Source organism: Allobosea sp. 05T438 (assembly GCF_056396025.1).
In genome coordinates this window covers 103326-125393 of the sequence record NZ_JBFTKQ010000006.1, presented here as the reverse complement: position 1 = coordinate 125393, position 22068 = coordinate 103326, and the positions used below count along the sequence as shown (strand labels likewise).

Sequence of the window (22068 nt, the reverse complement as noted above, 5' to 3'; positions counted from 1 at the left end):
GAACATGCTGGATCGCCTGGTGTCCTGTCGGGCGCAAAGTGGCGATCCAGCTCTTTGTTTGGCATCGGATTTTCCGAAAAGTGGTTTCCACTTTTCGGTCCATGCTCTAGACGACGGCGGAACGACATTCACCAGATCGCAAGCCGCCATGACCACCTACAAGTCCGATTTCCTGCGCGTGCTCGACGAGCGCGGCCTCATCCATCAGGTCTCCGATCCGGCGGGCCTCGATGCTCTGTGCCGGCAGGGGACCCAGACGGCCTATGTCGGCTATGACGCGACCGCGACCAGCATCCATATCGGCAACCTGATCTCGCTGACGATGCTCTACTGGTTCCAGGAGACCGGCCACCGCCCGATCACGCTGATGGGCGGCGGCACCTCCATGGTGGGCGACCCCTCCTTCCGCGACGACCAACGCAAGCTGCTCACGGTCGAGGAGATCGCCAGCAATATCGAGAGCATCAAGCGGGTCTTCGGCCGCATCCTGCGCTATGGCGACGGGCCGACCGACGCGATGATGGCCAACAATGCCGACTGGCTGCTGAAGCTGAACTATGTCGAGTTCCTGCGCGATGTCGGCCGGCATTTCTCGGTCAACCGCATGCTGTCCTTCGATTCGGTGAAGCTCAGGCTCGACCGCGAGCAGTCGCTGTCCTTCCTCGAATTCAACTACATGATCATGCAGGGCTACGACTTCGTCGAGCTCAACCGCCGCTATGGCTGCCGTCTGCAGATGGGCGGCTCCGACCAGTGGGGCAACATCATCAACGGCGTCGATCTCTCGCACCGGATGGGCGGCCCGCAGCTCTACTGCGTGACGACCCCGCTGCTGACGACCTCCTCCGGCGCCAAGATGGGCAAGACAGCCAACGGCGCGGTCTGGCTCAATGCTGACGTCTTCAGCCCCTATGATTTCTGGCAGTATTTCCGCAACACCGAGGACGCCGATGTCGGCCGCTTCCTCAAGGTGTTCACCCGGCTGCCGCTGGACGAGATCGCCAGACTCGCCGCGCTCGGTGGGGCCGAGCTGAACGAGGCGAAGAAGATCCTCGCCACCGAGATCACCGCGATCGTCCATGGCCGCGATGCGGCGGAAGCCGCCGCCGAGACCGCGCGCAAGACCTTCGAGGAAGGCGCGCTCGCTGCCGACCTGCCGAGCGTCGCGATCGCGCGGGCCGAGATCGAGCCGGGCGTCGGGGTACTGACCGCCTTCGTCAAGGCGGGGCTGGTGCCCTCCACAGGCGAGGCCCGCCGCCAGGTCAAGGCCGGCGGCCTGCGCGTCAACGACGCGGTCGTGACGGATGAGCGCGCTTTGCTCGGGCTCTCCGACCTGTCGTCGGAAGGCGTCATCAAGCTCTCCTTCGGCAAGAAGAAGCACATCCTGTTGCGGCCCGAATAGGCCGCAGCACGTCGCTCAGCGTCGCGGCGCCTCGCCCGGCCGGACCGGGCGTTGCGCCGGCGCGCCGCCGAGCGGATCGACGAAGCGGCGCAGGATGCCGGGCGCGATTGCAGAGAGCGGATTGATCGTCATGGTCGGCGCGCTGGCCGGGCCCGAAATCCGGAAGTTCACGGCGAAGAGACCGCCATACTGGCTGCCGCCGCCGAGCAAGGCGCCGACCACCGGCACCTGGGCGAAGGCGTTGTTGAAGGCATAGCCTGGCACGAAGGTGCCACCGATATCGACGCGGTCACGCCCATAGTCGACATGGCCCTGCAGGGTGAAACCGACCTGCTGGCCCCAGATCACCATCTCGGAAACGTCGAGCCGGCTGGTGGAACGGGTGAACTCCGCCTTGAGCTTGGTGAAGGCGACCTCGGAGGTGTCGATACGCTGCTCCTCGGGGCGATCCCCCGAGAAGGCGTTTGCGGATTGAGCACCGACCACGCGACGCAGGGCCGGCTCGTCGCGCACGATGAAGTTCCGGAACATCAGATCGCCGCTCTGGTTTGCTCCCGACCCCATGGTCAGGACGAGATCGCCGCCATGGGCCTTGTTGTAGAGATCGAGGAAGCGCAGGAGCGAGCCGCCGTTCTCGGATTGAACGACAAGGCGCTCACCCTGCCGGCCCTGGCGCGCCGTCACATCGGCCTTGCCGATCCGCCCCTGGAAGTTTGCCGACCGCACCTCGCCGCCCCGCTTGGAGAGCTTGAGCGTGCCGTTGGTAATGGCCTCGTTGTTGAAGCCGGTGAGGATCGGCACATCGAGATCGATGTCGTAGTCGCTATCCTTCGGCCCTGCCTTGTCTGCGCCCCTGGCTGAAGGGGCCGCGCCCTGGATATCCTTGATGAAGGGGCGCAGATCCGCCACGGCGCCGCGCACAGCGAGCTTGGTGACATTGCCGTCCCGCTTCACGTCGAGCTTCAGATTGTCGCCGGGAGAGATCCGGAACTGCGAGAGGCTGGCGGCGTCGAGGCCGTTCTGCCTGTTCAGCTCCACCCGCCCCTTGATCAGCGCAGGCGCTGCATCGAGCGTGAAGTCCTCTAGATCCGGCCCGTCGGCACTGGAGACATAGAGGAAGCTGAGCTTGCCGGGCCGGCCGGCCGGCTTGCTCAGGCCGGGAACGACGCCATCGAGCGCCACCTTGGTCAGATCGATCTCGATGCGCGGCGGCCCATCGCCGCCCTTGCCGAGAAGCTTCGTGACCTTCACGGGGAGCACGCCCGAAATGCCTGAATCCGCGCCGAGACCACGCCGCTGCCGAGCCGTGGCGTCGAGGTTGAGTTGCAGCGTGGCTTCGCCCTGCCCCTTGCCGTTCTGCTTCAGCTCGATGGTGCCCTTGTCGCCGCCGATGCGTGCATCGCCGCGCAGGGCAAGACCGTTGCGGTCGACATTGACGGAAAGATTGCCGCCTTCCAGCCTCTCCGTCCCAAGAAGCGTATCGGAACTGACATTCGTCAGCGTTCCCGCGCCGGTGACGGTGATTTCGTCCGGCTTGAGATCATGTGCGAGCGGCAGGGCAATGGTGACCTTCAGATCGCTCGCGCCCTTGATGGCGCCGGGGTCGATCTGTCCGAGATTGAAATCCTTGAGGGCCGGAAAGGCGAAGAGCGCGGCCAAAGCGTCCATCGAGCCCTGCGCACGAAAACCGATGCGGCCCGGGGCTCGATGTACGGCGTAGTCGKGCATGGCGAAGCTGCCTTCGCTGAGCTGCAACTGCCGTCCATTGCCGAGCTCGGCGGTGGCATTGCCGATCGCCAGTTGCACGGTCCGCCCCGTCACCTTGCCGGTGACGGTGGCATCCGCCAGCGGCGGCAGGCCGGGATCGGGCAGATAGCGGACCTGATTGGCATCGATCACGACCGAAAGGGCGCCGTCCGGCAGGCCGTGGCCGCGGATCAGGCGGGCATGATCGGCCGCCGGCAGGTCGAGATCGACGGACAGCGACTTCATCCGGCCGGCTGCGAGCTGATGGTGCAAGATCTGATGCACCTGGGGGGTGGTGAACTCGGGCCAGATCGCGAGCAGCGCACGCACGTCGGAATCGCTCGCCTTGATCGCGAAGCGCTGCAGCGGGGATTCGCCCTGCTTCTGGATATAGGCGGTCATGTCGACGGTCGCGGCAGGTCCGCGGATCGCTGCCTGCTCGATCGTCACCGTAGCGTTCGCCGGGTCGATCTTGAGAGCTGCCTTCAGGCTATCGATCCGAACGGCGGCATCCGTCGCATCGAGGCCCGCGAGCTGACCGCTGGCGTCGAGGGCAAGCCGCCAGGCCCCATCGTCGGTGCGTAGAGAGCCGGTCGCGGTCAACTGCGTCGCACCGGCCTTGAACTCGGCCTTCTGGATGTCGAGCTGCGTGAGATCGGCGCCGCTCGCCAGTTCGAGATGAACGAAATCGACCGCCAGCGGCGGCATCGGCCCGTCCGGGAAGCGGACATGGCCGGCATGGACATCGATCTGCGCCGTGATCGACTTGTGCCCGTCCGGCGTCTGGCGGAGCGTCGCCTTGCCCTGGAGCGGCAAGCCTTCCAGGCTCACCCCGGTGCCCAAAGCCAGCGCCACGATCTCCGCGGGCTCGAAGCGCAGGATGTTGATGTCGGCCCGCTGCGTTCCATCGGCTTCCGTCGACAGATCGACGGCGATATCCTTCCAGCGCTGGCCGGTGCGCCCCTTCATCGTCAGGCGGGTTCCGCGCTCGCCGGAGCGCGTGAGCCTGATCTCGACATCCTCGAGGCCAGCCTTCAGGCGACCATCGGGATCGACGAGCGCCAGGCGCGCACCGTTCATGCCGGCGGTCTCCAGCGAACCAAGCAATCCGTCGCCGCGCGCCAGCATCGAGATCGCGCCCATGATGCCGGTGAAGGCGTTCCATTGCGCGGCGTCCGGCAGTGCCGGTGTCGGCGGGGTCTCGGCAGGCGCCGAGTCGGCATTGACGACGAGGACGCCTTCCTTGTTGACGCCGAGGCGGACATTGACCCCGCGCAGATCGACCGAAACCAGCCGGATATCGCCCTTGAGGAGAGCGAGCGGTTCGTAGCCGAGAACCGCTTCAGGGGCGCGGATGATGGCGCCGCTGGCATGGCGGAAGAGGACTTGACGAACCTTGAGCTGCGAATGTCCGTCGGTCCGGCTGAGTTCCGCCGATGCGGCCTCGACTTCCCAGCCCGGCCCCAGCCGCTCCTCGATCGCTGCGGAGATACGCCCCTCGAGGCCCGACAACGGGACGATCCCGGTCGCCAGAAGCGTGACCGCCGCGCCCGCCAGAACCACAATGGCCACCGTGATCGCGACGCAGATCGTCGCGAGCCCGGCTTTCGCGCCGCGCTTCACGATCTCGACTTCACAGGCTTCGCGCTCGGGCTGCGCTTCCGCTCGCCCCGAAGCCGTGGCCCCTACTTCCTCATCCGCCAAGATGCGCGTGGTCCTTTTCGGCGCCGGGCATCGGCCTGCCGCAGAGTGCGTCTGTTCGCCTCTTGCCGCAATCCCGCCAGACGGCATGCATGTCGATGAGGCCAGACGAAGCGATTCGGCAATCCGGAAAGGACGTGCCACATGCTTCGCTGACCGATGGTATCGCCGGCCTGCCTTGTAGTGTTCGGCGGTCCATGCAGTGAGAAGGCGACAAAAGGAAGGCAACGGCCATGACATTGCAGGAAGGAGATCCGGCGCCCGATTTCAGGCTGCCGCGCGACGGCGGCGGCGAGGTCGGTCTGTCGGAGCTGCGCGGCCGGAAGGTCGTGCTCTACGCCTATCCGAAGGACAACACCCCGGCATGCACCGAGGAAGCGATCGCCTTCAACCGCCTGCGCCAGGCCTTCGCGGATTGCGGGACCGAGATTATCGGCGTCTCTCCGGATTCCGTGCAACGTCACGGCAATTTCAAGCGCAAATATGAGCTGGATTTCGCGCTGCTGGCCGACGAGGAGCAGAAGCTCGCTTCCGCCTACGGCATCTGGGTCGAGAAGAGCCTGTATGGCCGAAAGTACATGGGGATCGAGCGATCGACATTTCTGATCGACGCCGAGGGCCGCCTCGCCCGCATCTGGCGCAAGATCAAGGTCGCCGGCCACGCCGAGGAAGTGCTGGCGGCCGCTCGGGCCTTGTGAGCCGGCTCCGTCCGAATTTGCGAAAGATTAACCCTAACGATCTCTAATCGCGGCATCGGCAGCGTTCTTTCCGGTTCCGCGTATGCATCATCAGTCACAAACGGGCCCAGCTCTCTCGACCGTCGGCCTGGTCACCCACAGGACCTACACGATCCGCCGCTCGACGATGCTCGCCGGGCTGGCGTGGCTCGCCCTGACCACGGCCTGCTCCGGCGGCGCCGGCTGGTACATCCTCAGCCGGGACGATCTCGCCGCCCGGCTGATCGCCCGCGAAACGACCCGCCAATACGCCTATGAGGACCGAATCGCCGCCCTGCGCGCCGATATCGACCGCTATGCCAGCCGCGCCCTGCTCGACCAGGACGGTGTCGAAACCCGCGTCGACGAGCTTGCGACCCGGCAGGCGGAACTCGAATCCCGCCAGTCGCTCGTCGCTGCCCTTGCCGACACGCTTCAGTCCAGCGGCCTCGTGCCGGCCGTGAAGCTGCCGCTGCGCGCGAACGTCATCAAGCCGGGCGAGCCGATCCGCGCCTCGGGCGTCACGAGTTTCGCGCCGATCATGCCGAGCAAGCCGATGCCCGCGCCGGAAGCGCCGCCGCTGCGTGGTGCCGACGCCAACGCGGCCGAGGGCTGGCAGTCGGGCGAGGCACCGGCCGAGCCGCCCGCGAAGCGCGTCGAAGCAACCCTGACCCGGCTCGATAAGGCCATGGCCAGCACGACCGAAGCGCAGATCGTCGCGCTGAAGGATATGGACGAAACGCTGGCCGCCACTCAGAAGCGGCTCCGCAGCGCATTGGCGGAAACCGGCCTCGACGCCGAGCGCCTCACGCCTCCGGACAGCGCAGGAGGCGTCGGCGGCCCCTTCGTCCCGGTCAAGCTGGACCCCGCCGCCGGCCCCTTCGAGGCGACGCTGACCGCCCTGCAGCCGCGCATGGCCTCGGTCATGCGCCTGCGCGGCGTCATCGATCAGCTCCCCCTCGCCCGGCCGATGGCCGGCGACCACGATTTCACATCCAATTTCGGCTACCGGACCGACCCCTTCACCCGGGGCCTCGCCATGCATACGGGCGTCGACTTCCGCGCCGAGACGGGCTCGTCGATCCTCGCCACGGCGCCCGGCAAGGTCGTCGCGGCGGAGTACAATGGCGGCTACGGCAACATGGTCGAAGTCGAGCACGCCAACGGCCTGAGCACGCGCTACGCCCATATGTCGGCGATCTCGGTCTCGGTCGGGCAGACGGTCAAGGCCGGCACGGTGGTCGGCCGGGTCGGCTCGACCGGCCGCTCGACCGGCCCGCATCTGCACTACGAGACCCGGATCAACGACGAGCCGGTCGATCCCACGCGCTTCCTGCGGGCTGGCGGCAAGCTCTTCGCCAACGCACTCTGAGCCTCTGATCCAATGAAAAAGCCGCGCAACCTGCGCGGCTTTTTCTGTTTGGACCGTGGGAAACGGAGCAAGGCTCAGTCGATATCCTCGACCTCGACCTCCGTGCCGTAGACACGCTGGGCCAGCGACGCCTCCATAAAGGGATCGAGATCGCCGTCGAGCACCTCCGAAGGCGCCGTCGAGCTCACGCCGGTGCGCAGGTCCTTCACGAGCTGATAGGGCTGCAGCACATAGGAGCGGATCTGGTGGCCCCAGCCGATATCGGTCTTGGAAGCCTGCTCGGCGTTGGCCTTCTCTTCGCGTTTCTTCAGCTCGACCTCGTAGAGGCGCGCGCGCAGCATTTCCCAGGCCTTGGCCCGGTTCTTGTGCTGCGAGCGTTCCTGCTGGCAGGCGACCGCGATGCCGCTGGGAATATGCGTGATGCGCACCGCCGAATCGGTCGTGTTGATGTGCTGCCCACCGGCGCCCTGGGCGCGGTAGGTGTCGATCCGGCAGTCCGACTCCTTCACATCGATGACGATGCGGTCGTCGACGACCGGATAGACCCAGACCGACGCAAACGAGGTCTGCCGCCGCGCGTTCGAATCGAAGGGCGAGATGCGCACGAGCCGGTGCACGCCGGATTCGGTCTTCAGCCAGCCATAGGCGTTGTGCCCCTTGAACTGGAGCGTCGCCGATTTGATGCCGGCGGTATCGCCGTCCTGATATTCGAGCGTCTCGACCTTGAACTTCCGCCGTTCGCCCCAGCGCCGGTACATGCGCAGCAGCATCTCGGCCCAGTCCTGGCTCTCGGTGCCGCCGGCGCCGGGATGGATTTCGACATAGGTGTCGAGCATATCGGCTTCGCCGGAGAGCAGAGTCTCGACCTGAAGGCGCGCCGATTCGTCCTGAATGGCCTTGATCGCCTGCTCGCCCTCGGTGACGGTGGCGTCGTCCTCCTCCATCTCGCCGAGTTCGATCAGCGTCAGCGCATCGTCGAGATCACGCTCGAGCTTGCTGATGCCTTCGATCTGGGTTTCCAGCGAGGTCCGCTCGCGCATCAGCTTCTGCGCGGCTTCGGCATCGTTCCAGAAATCGGGGCCCTCGGAGAGAGCGTTGAGTTCCGCTAGGCGGCGCTGGGCTTGATCCCAGTCAAAGATGCCTCCTCAGCAGTCCGATCGACTGCTTGGCGTTGTCGAGTTGCGTCTGGATTTCGGGGCGCATGATTCCGTCGAAACGTCCTTGTGATCTGTGTTCGAGGGCTGAGATAGGGGGGAATGCGCCGGCTGTAAACGCCCGCGCCGAGGCGAGTTGCAAGAGCGTGCCTGGTCCAGGGAATGCAAAATGCCCGGAGCATCGCTCCGGGCATCGAAAAATCCCGTGCCGGCGTCAGTAAAGGCCGCCGGTTCCCGAGCCGATGGCGCGCCCGCCGCCGCCGGGGCCGACGGAAAGCGGCGCGCTGCCGTCACCCGCCGCGCCGATCACCGAATAGCTGTCCGGAGGGGCGGTGCCGGGCTTGAAGGCTTCGAGGATGCCGCCCTCGCCGCCGGCCCGCATGCCGGTCCTCGGGTCGACACGGATCAGCTTGATGCCGGCCGGCACACGGAACGGCGTGGCCGGCTTGTCCTTCAGCGCGACCGTCATGAAGTCGCGGAAGATCGGCGCGGCATACTGGCCGGCGGTGGCCGAAGTGCCGAGCGATTTCGGCTTGTCGAAGCCCATATAGACGCCGACCGCGAGGTCCGGCGAGAAGCCGACGAACCAGACGTCCTTGGCGTCGTTGGTCGTGCCGGTCTTGCCGGCGAGCGGCTTGCCGACCGACTTCACCACTGTCGCAGTGCCGGCGTTGACGACGCCTTCCAGGATCGAGACCATCTGATACGCAGTCAGCGGATCGAGCACCTGCTCGCGGTTGTCGACCAGGCGCGGCTCCGACTGGTTCGCCCATTTGTCGGCATTGCAGCCTTCGCAGACGCGCTGATCGTGACGATAGATGGTCGTGCCGGTGCGGTCCTGGATGCGGTCGATCAGGGTCGGACGGATGCGACGGCCGCCATTGACCAGCATCGAATAGCCCGCGGTCATGCGCATCACCGTCGTCTCGCCGGCGCCGAGCGACATCGACAGCACGGGCTGAAGATCGTCATAGATGCCGAAGCGGCGGGCATATTCCGCGATCAGCGGCATGCCGACATCCTTGGCGAGGCGCACCGTCATCAGGTTCTTCGAGAACTGGATGCCGTAGCGCAGCGTGCGCGGGCCGGTCGACTTGCCGTCGAAATTCTCCGGCCGCCACATGCCGAGCCCCGGCCCCTGATCGATCTCGATCGGCGCGTCCAGGATGATGCTGGACGGGGTGTAGCCGTTGTCGAGCGCGGTCGCGTAGACGAAGGGCTTGAACGACGAACCGGGCTGCCGCAGCGCCTGCGTCGCGCGGTTGAACTCCGACTGGTCATGCGAGAAGCCGCCGACCATGGCGAGCACGCGGCCCGAGAACGGGTCCATCACCACGATGGCGCCGTTGACCTCCGGGAGCTGACGCAGACGCACATAGCCGGGCCGGCTGTCGATCGGCTCGACGTAGACGACGTCGCCGACCGAGACGGCCTGGGAGACACGCGCGCGGCGCGTCCACTTGATGCCGTCGGCAGCAAGGGTGACGGTCTGGCGCTCCTTGTTGAGATGGCCGGCATTGTCGCGCAGCGGATGCAGGCCGAGCTTGGCGCTGTCACCGCTGGATTCGAGCACGACGGCAAGCCGCCAGGGTGCGACGTCGCCGAGGACCGGCAATTCGCCAACCGCGGCGCCCCAATCGCGGCCGATATCGAGCTTCTGAATCGCGCCGCGCCAGCCGCGCGCCTCGTCGAAGCGCACGAGACCGTCGACCAGCGCCTTGCGTGCCATCAACTGCGTCTTGGGATCGACGGTGGCGCGCACCGACAGGCCGCCTTCGAGCAGCTTCTTCTCGCCGTAACGGTCCTGAAGCTCGCGCCGAATCTCCTCGGCGAAATAGCCGGCGGCGATCTGATTCGGCGAAATCGTGCGCGGATTGACGCCGAGCGGCTGCTTCTTTGCGTCCTCGGCGACCTCGCGCTTGACGTAGCCGTTCTCGACCATGCGGTCGATCACGTAGTTGCGGCGCTCGATCGCGCGGTCGCGGTTGCGGAAGGGATGCAGATCGGAGGGCGCCTTCGGCAGGGCGGCGAGGTAAGCCGCCTCCTGCAGGTTGAGCTCATGGACCGACTTGCCGAAATAGTTCAGCGCGGCAGCGGCGATGCCATAGCTGCCCTGCCCCGGCGCCGGCGCGCCGAGATAGATCTCGTTCAGGTAGAGCTCGAGAATCTTGTCCTTGGAGTAGGTCGATTCGAGCTTCAGCGCGACGAGCGCCTCGCGGATCTTGCGCTCGATCGACTGCTCGGGGCTCAGGAAGAAGTTCTTCGCCACCTGCTGGGTGATGGTCGAGGCGCCCTGCGGCCGGCGATTGGCGCTGCGGTTGCGGTAGTTGGAGATCGCGGCGCGGACCAGGCCTTCCGGATCGACACCCATATGCTTGTAGAAGTTCTTGTCCTCGGCCGAGATATAGGCGTCGACGACGAGCTTCGGCACGGCCTGAATCGGCAGGTAGAGACGGCGCTCGCGGGCATATTCGGCGATCAGGCTGCCGTCGCCCGCATGCACGCGGGTCATCACCGGCGGCTCGTAGTTCCGGAGCTGGGCGTAGTCGGGCAGGTCTTGCGAATAATGCCAGATCAGGCCGCCGGCCAAGGCAGCAACGATCACGAAGGCGATCGCACCGGCGGCGAACAACCATCCGAAGATTCGCAGAATGAACCGCATCTCAGGCCTTGGACCCCATCTTTGCCACCCGGCGGGCGCCAAATCGGGGCGCGTCGCAAATCAGAGCTATAACATGACGTAGATGGCGGAACCGTGGCCTTGAGACCACATTTCGCATGATCCGACAATGGGTCGGAACGAAGCGGCTCCACCGCAATACTGGAGCACCCGCCGATCAGATTGCACCGCAATCCGATCGAATCATCCGCTCTCGATAGATATGTGAAGACGGATTGGCCGATCGGGTTGTTTCAACCTGACCGGATCCGGCTCCAGAGCATTCTCGCGCGTCTGCGAATCGCAGAGCTGCTCCGTTTCGTCGTTTGAGCGCGTTTTCTTCACGCGAACCGGCATCCATCTCGTCCGAAAACGCGCTAGTTGCGATTCTCCGCGGCCTTGCCGACGGAGGCGCGCGCTCTCGCGAAATACTCGTCGACAGCAGCGGAAACCGCCGTCACGGCCTTGTCGCGCCATTCCGGGGAATTGAGCAGTTCGGCATCCTTCGGGCTCGACATATAGCCGAGCTCGATCAGCACCGAGGGCACGTCCGGCGCGCTCAGCACCCAGAAGCGCGCCGAGCGCAGCGGGATCTTGTGCATCTTGATCGAGCCGCCGAGCTTGTCGACGAGGTTGCGGGCGAAGACGCCGGTGAAGGTCCGCGTCTCGCGCCGCGCGAGATCCATCAGAATGCCGGCGACATCCTGCACTTCCTCGCGCGTCTCCAGGCCTGCGGCGGCATCCGCCTCGTTTTCCTTGGCGGCGAGCTTGGCGGCCTCGGCGTCGGTCGCCCGTTCGGAGCGGGTATAGACTGTGGCCCCGCGCACATCCTGCGCCTGCATCAGCGAATCGGCATGGATCGAGATGAACAGGTCCGCCTGCTCACTGCGCCCCGTCTGCACCCGGTCCGAGAGCGAGACGAAGCGGTCGTCGTCGCGGGTCATCACGACGCGATAGCGGCCGGATGCTTCAAGCAGCTCCCTGAGCGCCTTGCCGAAGGCCAGCACGACAGATTTCTCGGAGATGGAAGCGACCATGGTGCCGGGGTCGATGCCGCCATGGCCGGGGTCGATGACGACGATTCGGCGTGTCTCGCCGGGCGGCTTGACGGCAGGGATCGCCGGTGCCGGCGTCTCCTGCGCCTTCTTTGTCTTGGMCGCTTCGGCAAGGAAATCGGCACGCGCGGTCTTCTTCAATTCGATCGTGAGTTCGCCGAAGCCGCCGCGCACGGCCTTCACCTCGGTCCTGGTGATCGTGGCCGGCTGCGAGAGATCGATGATGATTCGGGCCTTGTCGGCAGTGAAGAGGCCGTAGCGATAGGCACTGACGAAGCCGGCCGTCTTCCTGGCATTCCCCTGGATCTGGAAATTGGTCGACGGCATCTCGACGATGACGCGGTCGGGCGAGGCCTGCACCCAGGCCTCCACTTCGACAATCGAGGACAGCGTCATGGTCAGGCGCACGCTTTCGCCGTTCTGCTCGAGGCGAGCGTCGGTCGCGACCGGATACTCGGTCTGCGGCTTGCTCTCAGTGCGGGCTGGCGCAGAGGCGAGCGCGAGCCCGCACGCAAAGGCGATCAGGGCAGCGCCCCGCAGGAAACCGCGGGACGACCGACCTTCAGGGCCCTGAACAGCGTGGCGCATGCGCAAAAACAGCTGGAAAATCCCGTTCGATGTCACCAAGGCTTAACCATAACGGGGGTGAAATCTTAAGAGGCGGTTACCACCTCTTGTGGAGGGCGTGAACCGCTTGGGGACGGGGTCGGCGAAATGCGGCCGTCATGTGACTTGCAAATCACCATCACCTGTCTGTAATGGAATTGGCTGCCCGTCAGCCTGCCCATGGGACACACCCGGATCGAGCGATCCGTCGGCGTCCGGTCAGGCTGTGCCACCTTCTCCCTCGGGAGCGGCGGCGGGATAGCCGCAACGGATCGTCCGCAGACGGTTGGTATGGGGATTGCGAGTGTTCTGCGCCCCACCTTGTCTTGCGAGCGTGCAAACGCGATGGGCCGGCCGCCAGGCAGGCACATCGCAGGTCAGGACAGATGACGGGGCATAAGACGACGCTAGCACCTCAGGTGAACCGTCCGAACCTGCGGGACCGCGCCGGGCTTCAAGCCCGAGCGGGTGTCCCGAACCGTATTCCTGTTCAGGCCAGTCTTTCCCACCTCCTGCAACATGCCGGCTCGTTCCGGCCTTCACGCGGCGCCCCTGCACGCGACGGCGGATTGTCATCCGTAGCCGCGCCTGCACCGGCGACCGCGCCAATGGAAGTTTCATATGGCCAACAAGATGCTTATCGATGCCACCCACCCGGAGGAGACCCGGGTCGTGGTGGTCCGCGGATCCCGCGTCGAAGAGTTTGATTTCGAATCCGCCAGCCGGAAGCCGCTCCGCGGCAATATCTATCTTGCCAAGGTGACGCGCGTGGAGCCGTCGCTCCAGGCTGCCTTCGTCGAATATGGCGGCAACCGGCACGGATTCCTCGCATTCTCCGAAATCCACCCCGATTACTACCAGATCCCGGTTGCCGACAGGCAGGCGCTCATCGACGACGAGGCGCGCGCCGAGCGTGACGAGGAGCGCGACGAGGAGCGCCGCGAGAAGCGCGGCCGGCGCGATCGCCGCCGTGGCGGAGACCGCGACAACCGCGCGAAGAAGGCTGTCGCCGACGAGACCGTCTCGGCCGAGGTCGAGGCGAATGGCGAGGACGCCGAGGAGCGTGTCGAGACCGACGGCAAGGAAGCCGCCATGGTCAACGAGGGCGCGCCGGCCTTCGGCGAGTACTTCGCCCCGGCGGTTGCCGAATCGACGACCGAGGACGCCGCCGAGAATGCCGCGCCGCTGACCTTCGAGACGGTCGAGACGACCGACTCGGCTCATGAGGCTTCCGCCGAAGACGCCGAGGCTTCGGAAGTCGAGGCCCGCAAGCCTTCCGAGGACGAAGGCTCCGAGGACGGCGACGACGAGGAAAACGGCGACGAGGCCGACGAGCAGCCGGAGCAGCTCGGCGGCGGCGACGCCCTCGACGACATGCCGGAGCGCCCGCACCGCCAGTCGCGCCGCCAGTACAAGATCCAGGAGGTGATCAAGCGCCGCCAGATCATCCTGGTCCAGGTCGTCAAGGAAGAGCGCGGCAACAAGGGCGCGGCGCTCACCACCTATCTCTCGCTCGCCGGCCGCTATTCGGTGCTGATGCCGAACACCGGCAAGGGCGGCGGCATCTCGCGCAAGATCACCAATGCCGAGGATCGCAAGCGCCTGAAGGAAATCGCCCAGGAGCTCGAGGTTCCGGAGGGGATGGGCCTCATCCTGCGCACGGCCGGCGCCTCGCGCACCAAGGTCGAGATCCGGCGCGACTACGAATACCTGATGCGGATGTGGGAGAGCGTGCGCGAGCTGACGCTGGCCTCGGTCGCGCCCGCGCTGGTCTATGAGGAGGGCAACCTCGTCAAGCGCTCGATTCGCGACCTCTACAACAAGGACATCGACGAGGTTCACGTCGCCGGCGAGACGGCCTATCGCGAGGCCAAGGACTTCATGCGCATGCTCATGCCGAGCCATGCCAAGAGCGTGAAGCCCTATCGCGACCAGACCCCGCTCTTCGCCGCCTTCGGCGTCGAGAGCCAGCTCGACGCGATGTTCTCGAACACCGTGACGCTGAAGTCCGGCGGCTATCTGGTCATCAACCAGACGGAAGCGCTGGTCGCGATCGACATCAACTCCGGCCGCTCGACCCGCGAGCACAACATCGAGGACACCGCGCTCAAGACCAATCTCGAAGCGGCGGAAGAGATCGCAAGGCAGCTCAGGCTGCGCGACCTCGCCGGTCTCATCGTGATCGATTTCATCGACATGGAGGAGAACCGGAACAACCGCGCCGTCGAGAAGAAGCTGAAGGAGTGCCTCAAGGACGACCGCGCCCGCATCCAGGTCGGCCGCATCTCCGCCTTCGGTCTGCTGGAGATGTCGCGCCAGCGCATCCGCACCGGCGTGCTCGAGAGCTCCTCGGTGCCCTGCCCGCACTGCGCCGGCGCCGGCATGATCCGCTCGACGCCGTCCGTCGCGCTGCAGATCCTGCGCGCGCTGGAGGAGACGCTGATCAAGAGCGCCTCGCACAACCTGACCGTCCGCACCCGGCCGGAGGTCGCGCTCTACGTCCTCAACCAGAAGCGCGCCCATCTCACCGATCTCGAGAACCGGTTCGCCATCGCGATCACGATCTCGACCGATCCGAACCTGCTCGGCACTCGCTACTTCGAGGTCGAGCGCGGCGAGTTCGTCGGCAATGAAGGTCGCGTGATCCCGACCGGCTTCAAGGCCGAAGCCATCGCCTCCGATGTCGATGACGAGGCGCTGGACGCTGCTGCTGAGGCTGCCGCTCTCGACGCCGAGACCGGCGACAACGAGACGACCGCCGGCGAAGCCCAGGGCGAACGCGGCGAAGGCGACCGCGAGAATCGCCGCCGCCGCCGTCGCCGCCGTCGTCGGCGTGGCGGAGAGCGCGACGACCAGGGCCAGCAACTCGACGCGGGCCAGGACGCCGAGGGTGATGAGGGCGAGGAGGGAGACGACGCGGCCGAGGGCGCGGATGTCGAGGTCATTGCCGAGGCCGTGATCGAGGCGCCTGTCGCCGAAGCCGCGCCGGAACCTGCTGCCGAAGAGGCGGCATCTGCCGAGCCGGCGAAGCCGAAGCGCAGCCGCGCCCGCAAGCCGAAGGCTGAGGCCGCCAAGGAGGCCGAAGACAAGGCTGAGACGGTCACGGCGGAAGCCGCGCCTGCGGAGAAGCCCAAGCGCAGCCGCTCGCGCAAGAAGGTCGTGCCGATCACCGAAGGCGGGGAAGCAGCCGCGGAGACCGCTCCGGCCCCCGCTGAGGCGCAGCCTGAAGCCGTAACGGAAGCTGCCGAGGAAGCCGCGGCCCCGGCCGAGCCCGCTGCAGCGCCCGAGCCGGCCCCCGCGCCCGCCCCGGCCGAGGAACCCGTCGCGGTCGTGCTGACGGAGCCGGACCCGAACCGGCCGAAGCGCGGCGGCTGGTGGAACAGGCTCGCCGGCCGCTCCTGAGCGCCCGGTATCCGAACGGTAGATACGAAGCCCGCCGCCACCCGCGGCGGGCTTTGTTTTTCGCGGTGCTTGGCAGCCTGGCGCCGGCTCGGCATTGTGGTCGATGGATGATCGCCGAGCCGGGAAGAAGCCGATGCAGCCGCCTCGAAACAGGGAACGTGACGTTCTCCTCCTCCTGTGCGCGGTCGGGCTGCTCGGTCTGGCCTATCTCGCCTGGCGCGCCATAGGCTGGTTCGGCGTCGGGCTCCTCGGCCTCCTCGTCGTCTTCCTCGCAGTCAGGATCGAACTCGAAGGCAATCGGCCGATCGGCCCGCAAATGACGCCCGATCTCCACGCCGCCCAGTATCGCGCCGAGGCGGGCTTCGACCACGCCGAGCGCGCAAATCGCAGCGCTGAACGTGGAGCCGTCGCCAGCACGGCCCGCCTCGCCAGTCTGTTCGGGGGCGGGCTGACTGTCGTGGGCTTCGGCCTGTTCTTCTTGCTGTAGAGCCCGTTCCGATCAGCTTTCACCGCGAGCCGATCGGCCAATCCGTCTCTCGCCTATCAGCTCGCTGCCGGTGCCAGCGGGGTCGGCGGCGGCACGGTCGATATCGCGGCGGCAGCTTGGCTCTGCGCTCCTCCCTCGCCGCCGCGCACGGTGACGGCGTTGGAAGCGAAGGGAATGTGCGCCTCGTTCAACGCGCGATAGACGCGCTTGAGCGCCTCGCGCTGCAGCATCGACGCCTGATTGGGCTTGCCGGTGAATTTCAGCCGGACCACGATCGCCTGGTCGGTAATATCCGCCACACCCTGCATCTTGAGCGGCGCGATGAAGTGAGGCCCGTATTCGGGGTCCTCCAGCAAGGCGAGGCCAACCTTCTTGATGGCCTTACGGGCCTGCTCGAGATCGGCGGAATGGTCGAGGCGGACATTGAACTTCACCGTCGCCCAGTCGCGGCTGGCATTGGTCAGCGACTGGACCTGGCCGAAGGGCACGGTGTGGATCTGCCCGCTCTGATGGCGCAGCTGCATCGAGCGCAGCGAGATCTTCTCGACCGTGCCCTTGAGCCGGCCGGTATCGACATATTCGCCGACGCGGAAGGCATCTTCGAGCATGAAGAACACGCCCGAGACGATGTCGCGCACCAGGGCCTGCGAGCCGAAGGAAATCGCGAGGCCGAGAATACCGAAACCTGCCAGCAGCGGACCGATATCGACGCCCAGGCGCGAGAGCACCACCAGGACGGTGAGGCCGAGTACCGCGCCGAGCACGACGCCGCGCAGCACCGGCAGCACGGTGGCCAGACGGCTCGGCACGTCCTCCTCATGCGCCACGTCCTCATCGGCGGGGCCGACCACGCGGTGTCGCGGCGCATAGGCGTCGAAGAACGCGTGCAGGAAGACCAGGGCCACCCAGCCGACGAAGGCGAACACCGCGACGCCGCCAGTCTGGCGCATGACGGCAGCGAACTGCGCCGAACTGACACCAAGCAGAAGCCCCGCCCAGAGGCGCGCAAGGATGAAGAAGCCGGCCGCCCAGATTAACCCGACGGCGGCGGCCCGCAAAGCGGCACCGGTGGCGCGCAGCACGGGTGTTACGCCATGCTCCGCCTCGCGCCGCGCCGCGCGGCAACGGAGCAGACTGGCGACACCGACGGCAACGATGGGGACGATGATGAGCGCAGCCTGCGACAGGGCCGACGCTTCGGCCCAACGCCCGCCGTTCGACATCATCGCCGCGCCGCTGCTGACCATCCAGAGCACGACCGTCGTCGCCATGTAGAACCATGCCGCTCCTGCCGCCATCAAACGACGGATCGGCCCGGGCTCGGACGAGCCGGACAGGACCAGCGCCGCGAGATCGTGCCGCGCATCGTGGAACCACCAGAGCTTGAACAGCGTGACGAAAAGACCGGTGAGCGCGATGAGCCCGGTGACTGGCCGCGGGCCCGAACTGACCTGATTGGCCAGCAGGATGCCCGTCACGATCAATGGCGTCACGACGGAGTAGACGGCGAGCAGCCGGAAATGCCGCTCGGCGCGCGGCAGCGGCATGATGCGGCGTTCGGGGGCGCCCGGCGAGAGCAGGAACCGGCCGACCGCGATATAGAGGGCGCCGATCGCGGCTCCGTTGGCGCCAATCGACAGCGCGATGTTCGCAAGGTCGCTGTCGGGGAGCCAGGCGTTGCGGGCGATCCGCACCACGGCAAGAGCCAGCAGGATCGCTGCGGTATCCTGGAGCAGCCCCCAGGACGAGGCGATGAGGCGGGGGGTGAACTCCGGCCCCGCAGGCTGGCGCTTGCGCCAGAACCATCGGGCCGTCGCGATCCGGAACGCGAGGGCGACGGCGAGCGCGAGGCAGATGATCCCGAAGACGCGCCAGCCGGCCGTCGGACCCTCCCGGCCATTGAGATTACGCTGCCAGGACTGGTCCCAGTCGGCCGGCAGTTCGCCGATCGCGGGAATCGAGGTGCTGCCATATTCGACGCCGTCGACGAAACGGTCGACGAGCGCGTTGACTTCGGCCTGGAAGCCCTCCTCATCCGTCATCGACAGCGCAGGCGCGGGAGTTGCCGCAGACGGCTTTGCCTTGCCCGCGGTCTCCTTCGGGGGCGCCGCGGGCGGCGCGGTCGGCACGCCGCCGACCCGGATCTCCACTGGCCGGCCCGACAGCGCATCGACCATCCTGCGGATGGTTTCGGGCGTCTCGTCGCCGCGAAGGTTGAGGACGACCGGGGCCTCGGTTTCGGCGCGCGCCGTCCCGATCAAGCCGAAGGCGAGCAGGAGGGCGACCGAAACGAGCGCAGAGATCAGGATCGCTGAGGACAGCGCCGAAAAGCGCCTCGCAGAAGCCCTGCCGGCTGCAGCGACGTCCATGGTCGATCTCCCCTTATCCCAAGCGGAGAATGCGGAGGTTCTGCGGATTCTTGCAAGGGGGACGAGGCACTATGCCTCAACGTTTCCCAAGCCAGCCACCGATGCGGGAGACCGCCTCTTCGCATTCCGCCAGCGAGCCCGCGAAGGACAGTCGCACGGTGCGGGCGCCGCGGCCTTCGTCGAAGTCGAGCCCCGGCGTGATCGCGACGCCGGCCTCTTCGAGGACGCTGCGGCAGAAGGCCATGGAATCGTTCGAATACCGGCCGATATCGAGATAGATGTAGAAGGCGCCGTCGACCGGCAGGAAATCGCCGAGACCTATCTCGGGCAAGGCCTTGAGCAGGAAGGCGCGGTTTTGCGCATAGCCGGCCTTGATCGCCTCGCACTCCTGCGTCGCGTCGAAGGCCGCCTCTCCCGCCACCTGGCTGAGATAGGGCACCGAGATCGAGAAATTCTGCTGGAGCCGCTCGATGGTGCGCACCAGCCGCTCGGGCACGATGAGCCAGCCGACGCGCCAGCCGGTCATGCAATAGTATTTCGAGAACGAGTTGACGATGATTGCGTTCTGGTCGGCCGCAAGGGCTGTCGTCGCGGGCGCGTCATAGGTCAGCCCGTGGTAGATCTCGTCCGAGATGTACCAGAGTCCGAGCCTGCGACAGCAGGCCGCGACCTCGGCGATCGCGTCCGGCGCCATCACCACGCCGGTCGGGTTGGCCGGACTCATCGTCAGCACGCCGGCCAGCGGCTTTTCCCGATGGGCGCGCTCGATCAGCTCGGGCGTCAGCGCAAAGCGCGTCTCGGGCCCGACCTCGATCGCGACCGGCTCCAAGCCCAGCGCGATGAGGATGTTGCGATAGGCCGGATAGCCCGGCGCCGTGATCGCGATCCGCGACCCCGGCTGGAAGCAGGCGAGGAAGGCCAGGATAAAGCCGCCCGACGAGCCCGTCGTCACCACCACGCGCTCGGCCGCCACGTCGACGCCATAAGCTTCGCGATAATGGCGCGCGATGCGATCCCTCAGCGAATCCGTGCCGAGAGCCTGCGTGTACCCGATCCGACCGTCTTCCAGCGCCCGCGCCACCGAAGCGCGGATCGAGGCCGGGGTCGGCGCCGAGGGCTGGCCGACCTCCATATGCACCACCGAGCCGCCGCGACGTTCGATCGTGGCCGCCTGGTTCATCACGTCCATGACGATGAAGGGGGCGACACGCTCGGCGCGCTCGGCGAGGGCAGGCAGCGCAGCGGGCGAAAACGGGGGCTTCTGCATCGACTTGTCCGGTTCATCGAGGGGCCGAGCCCGCGTAGCCGAGCCGGAGCCTGCCCGCAACCGCCGCCCTGCTGGCAGAGCTGTGATTTGACCTTCGGGCGGCGAAGACACACAAGCTCGCGCTTACGAGTGCTTTGTTCCGGTGGGTCATTCTCCGCCCGGCGGCTTTGAAAGGACAACGAGATGGCTTTCCGGACCCTCACCAGCCTGGCGCGCGCCTGCCTGCGCCCTGCCGGCCTCGCGCTCGGCCTCTGGCTCGCGGCCTCCGCGGTGCCCGCCATGGCACAGGGCCAGCCCCTGTCGCCCGAGCAGCGCAAGGCGGTGACCGACCTCATCCGCGAGACGCTGCTGAAGAATCCCGAGATCATCCAGGATGCGCTGATCGAGCTCGAGCGCCGCAACACCGTCGCCYAGGCCGAGGCGCAGCGCGGCGCGGTCGCCGCCGAGAAGGCGCGGATCAGCGACCCGGCGACCTCCGTCATCATCGGCAACCCCGAAGGCGACATCACCCTCGTCGAGTTCATGGACTACAACTGCGGCTTCTGCAAAAGGGCGATGGAGGACGTGACGGCACTCGCCAAGAGCGATCCGAAGCTCCGCGTCGTGCTGAAGGACTTCCCGATCCTCGGGCCCGATTCGGTCGAGGCGAGCCGCGTCGCGGTTGCCGTCAAGAGCCAGCTCCAGGGCCAGAAGTACTTCGATTTCCACAACAAGCTGATGGCCGTGAAGGGCAAGGTCAACGCTGCCAAGGCGCTTGAAGTCGCCAAGGAGGCCGGCGCCGATGTCGAGCGGCTGAAGAAGGACATGGAGGCCCCGGCCACCAAGGCGGCCATCGAGGACACGGTCGCGCTCGGCGACCGCCTCGGCCTCACCGGCACGCCCGCCTTCATCGTCGGCGACGAGATCGTCTTCGGCGCCGTCGGCCAGGCCGCGCTGAAGCAGAAGATCGACTCCGTGCGCCGCTGCGGCAAGACCGACTGCGCCGGCTGACCCGCAACGGCGCTCACGCGGCGGCGTCATCGGGCCGGCGGGCGCCCTTCAGGCTTCCCCTGCCGCCCCGCAACGTTTATGAGGGCGGCTTCTGCCGCCCGCGCGCGGCGCCGGAATCAACGCCTTCCATGGTCGCCGTCCACGTCCTGAACGGACCCAACCTCAACCTGCTCGGCACCCGCGAACCGGGAACCTATGGCGCGGTCACACTGGCCGGCGTCGAGGAAAGGCTGCGGCGCCGGGCCGAGGCTGGGGGTGTCGACCTCAGCTTCCGCCAGACCAATTTCGAGGGTGAGCTCGTCACCTTCATCCAGGAGGCGGGCCTTGCCGGGGCCGGCATCGTCATCAATGCCGGTGCCTATACCCACACCTCGGTGGCGCTGCGCGATGCGATCAAGGGCGTCGATGCTCTGGCGATCGAGGTTCATATCTCGAATGTGCATGCACGCGAGGAGTTCCGGCACCATTCCTATATGGCGCCGGTCTGCGTGGGCGTGATCTGCGGCTTCGGCGTCGCGAGCTACGAGCTGGCCTTCGATGCCATCGTGCCGCTGCTGGAAAAGCGGGCGGCGAAGGCCGCCTGAAAACCGAATGAACGGGACGGCAGCTCTGCGGCCGGCCCATCCGAGAATCTAAAGAAGACGGTGACACCCGCCATGGCGACCAAGAGCCCGATCGATCCCGAACTTGTCCGCGAGCTCGCCGAGCTCCTGAACCAGACCGATCTCACCGAGATCGAGGTCGAGAAGGGCGATCTGCGCGTCCGCGTCGCCCGCAGCATCACCACGACCGTTCAGGTCCCGGCCGCGGCGCCCTTGGCCGTGGCAGCCGCGCCGGTCGCGGCCGTTGCCGCTCCGGTCGAAAGCAAGCCGACCGCCGCCCATCCGGGTGCGGTCACCTCGCCGATGGTCGGCACCGCCTATCGCCGCCCCTCGCCCGAGGCCAAGCCCTTCGTCGAGGTCGGCAGCGTCGTGAAGCAGGGTGAGCGCATCCTGCTCGTCGAGGCGATGAAGACCTTCAACGACATCGTCGCGCCCCGCGCCGGCACGGTCACGGCCGTCCTCGTCGAAGACGGCCAGCCGGTCGAATACGGCGAGCCGCTGCTGGTGATCGAGTGAGCGCGGCGCCGCTCGCCGCCGGGT

General features: G+C 66.8%; 14 protein-coding genes. 8 read left to right on the top strand and 6 right to left on the bottom strand.

Annotated features, from left to right (window positions below; genetic code table 11):
- Window positions 1–148 precede the first annotated feature (148 nt).
- Window positions 149–1402, top strand: coding sequence for a tyrosine--tRNA ligase (gene tyrS, locus AC1DIN_RS14785; protein ID WP_476810319.1), 1254 nt, complete (start codon window positions 149–151; stop codon window positions 1400–1402).
- A gap of 15 nt (window positions 1403–1417) precedes the next feature.
- On the opposite strand, the gene AC1DIN_RS14780 is transcribed toward tyrS, so the two are convergent.
- Window positions 1418–4852 carry a hypothetical protein gene (locus AC1DIN_RS14780; RefSeq protein ID WP_476810318.1) on the bottom strand — a complete coding sequence of 1145 codons (3435 nt, stop codon included), beginning with the start codon at window positions 4850–4852 and terminating at the stop codon, window positions 1418–1420.
- Between the two features lie 230 nt (window positions 4853–5082).
- Between AC1DIN_RS14780 and AC1DIN_RS14775 the strand changes: the two genes are divergently transcribed.
- Together AC1DIN_RS14775 and AC1DIN_RS14770 are read left to right on the top strand one after the other, a co-directional pair.
- Window positions 5083–5547, top strand: coding sequence for a peroxiredoxin (locus AC1DIN_RS14775; protein ID WP_476810317.1), 465 nt, complete (start codon window positions 5083–5085; stop codon window positions 5545–5547).
- An 82-nt stretch (window positions 5548–5629) separates the two neighbouring features.
- Window positions 5630–6937 carry a M23 family metallopeptidase gene (locus tag AC1DIN_RS14770; RefSeq protein ID WP_476810316.1) on the top strand — a complete coding sequence of 436 codons (1308 nt, stop codon included), beginning with the start codon at window positions 5630–5632 and terminating at the stop codon, window positions 6935–6937.
- Between the two features lie 74 nt (window positions 6938–7011).
- Here the strand turns inward: AC1DIN_RS14770 and prfB are convergent.
- The 3 genes from prfB to AC1DIN_RS14755 all read right to left on the bottom strand — a co-directional run bounded on the left by prfB (window position 7012) and on the right by AC1DIN_RS14755 (window position 12393).
- A protein-coding gene (gene prfB, locus AC1DIN_RS14765; RefSeq protein ID WP_441470933.1) for a peptide chain release factor 2 occupies window positions 7012–8140 on the bottom strand; the annotation gives its coding sequence in 2 pieces (ribosomal slippage) (window positions 7012–8070 and window positions 8072–8140; 1128 coding nt in all).
- A gap of 165 nt (window positions 8141–8305) precedes the next feature.
- Window positions 8306–10753: a penicillin-binding protein 1A gene (locus tag AC1DIN_RS14760; protein WP_476810315.1), complete on the bottom strand. Its 2448-nt coding sequence runs from the start codon at window positions 10751–10753 to the stop codon at window positions 8306–8308.
- 374 nt (window positions 10754–11127) lie between these two features.
- Complete coding sequence (locus tag AC1DIN_RS14755; RefSeq protein WP_476810314.1) at window positions 11128–12393, bottom strand: N-acetylmuramoyl-L-alanine amidase; 1266 nt, start codon at window positions 12391–12393, stop codon at window positions 11128–11130.
- 639 nt (window positions 12394–13032) lie between these two features.
- Between AC1DIN_RS14755 and AC1DIN_RS14750 the strand changes: the two genes are divergently transcribed.
- Window positions 13033–15813, top strand: a complete 2781-nt coding sequence (locus tag AC1DIN_RS14750) for an Rne/Rng family ribonuclease (RefSeq protein ID WP_476810313.1) — start codon at window positions 13033–13035, stop codon at window positions 15811–15813.
- A gap of 133 nt (window positions 15814–15946) precedes the next feature.
- Window positions 15947–16300 (top strand): hypothetical protein, encoded by a 354-nt coding sequence (locus tag AC1DIN_RS14745; protein ID WP_476810312.1) that lies wholly within the window; start codon window positions 15947–15949, stop codon window positions 16298–16300.
- A 56-nt stretch (window positions 16301–16356) separates the two neighbouring features.
- Here AC1DIN_RS14745 and AC1DIN_RS14740 read toward each other — a convergent pair whose 3' ends face one another.
- Together AC1DIN_RS14740 and AC1DIN_RS14735 are read right to left on the bottom strand one after the other, a co-directional pair.
- Window positions 16357–18669 (bottom strand): mechanosensitive ion channel family protein, encoded by a 2313-nt coding sequence (locus AC1DIN_RS14740; protein ID WP_476810311.1) that lies wholly within the window; start codon window positions 18667–18669, stop codon window positions 16357–16359.
- Window positions 18670–18745: 76 nt separating this feature from the next.
- Entirely contained in the window at window positions 18746–19936 is a 1191-nt protein-coding gene (locus AC1DIN_RS14735; protein ID WP_476810310.1) for a pyridoxal phosphate-dependent aminotransferase, read from the bottom strand.
- Between the two features lie 183 nt (window positions 19937–20119).
- Between AC1DIN_RS14735 and AC1DIN_RS14730 the strand changes: the two genes are divergently transcribed.
- The 3 genes from AC1DIN_RS14730 (at window position 20120) to accB (ending at window position 22044) form a co-directional block, all read left to right on the top strand.
- Window positions 20120–20926, top strand: coding sequence for a DsbA family protein (locus AC1DIN_RS14730; RefSeq protein ID WP_476810309.1), 807 nt, complete (start codon window positions 20120–20122; stop codon window positions 20924–20926).
- A 128-nt stretch (window positions 20927–21054) separates the two neighbouring features.
- Window positions 21055–21510, top strand: a complete 456-nt coding sequence (aroQ, locus tag AC1DIN_RS14725) for a type II 3-dehydroquinate dehydratase (protein ID WP_441470925.1) — start codon at window positions 21055–21057, stop codon at window positions 21508–21510.
- Between the two features lie 72 nt (window positions 21511–21582).
- Entirely contained in the window at window positions 21583–22044 is a 462-nt protein-coding gene (accB, locus tag AC1DIN_RS14720) for an acetyl-CoA carboxylase biotin carboxyl carrier protein (protein ID WP_476810308.1), read from the top strand.
- Window positions 22045–22068: the final 24 nt, after the last annotated feature.

Excerpts from the sequence above, each read along its gene's own strand:
- AC1DIN_RS14770 (WP_476810316.1), top strand. The coding sequence starts at position 5,630 with ATGCATCATCAGTCACAAACGGGCCCAGCTCTCTCGACCGTCGGCCTG.
- AC1DIN_RS14740 (WP_476810311.1), bottom strand. The coding sequence starts at position 18,669 with ATGGACGTCGCTGCAGCCGGCAGGGCTTCTGCGAGGCGCTTTTCGGCG.
- accB (WP_476810308.1), top strand. The coding sequence starts at position 21,583 with ATGGCGACCAAGAGCCCGATCGATCCCGAACTTGTCCGCGAGCTCGCC.
- AC1DIN_RS14735 (WP_476810310.1), bottom strand. The coding sequence starts at position 19,936 with ATGCAGAAGCCCCCGTTTTCGCCCGCTGCGCTGCCTGCCCTCGCCGAG.
- AC1DIN_RS14760 (WP_476810315.1), bottom strand. The coding sequence starts at position 10,753 with ATGCGGTTCATTCTGCGAATCTTCGGATGGTTGTTCGCCGCCGGTGCG.
- aroQ (WP_441470925.1), top strand. The coding sequence starts at position 21,055 with ATGGTCGCCGTCCACGTCCTGAACGGACCCAACCTCAACCTGCTCGGC.
- AC1DIN_RS14750 (WP_476810313.1), top strand. The coding sequence starts at position 13,033 with ATGGCCAACAAGATGCTTATCGATGCCACCCACCCGGAGGAGACCCGG.
- tyrS (WP_476810319.1), top strand. The coding sequence starts at position 149 with ATGACCACCTACAAGTCCGATTTCCTGCGCGTGCTCGACGAGCGCGGC.
- AC1DIN_RS14745 (WP_476810312.1), top strand. The coding sequence starts at position 15,947 with ATGCAGCCGCCTCGAAACAGGGAACGTGACGTTCTCCTCCTCCTGTGC.
- AC1DIN_RS14775 (WP_476810317.1), top strand. The coding sequence starts at position 5,083 with ATGACATTGCAGGAAGGAGATCCGGCGCCCGATTTCAGGCTGCCGCGC.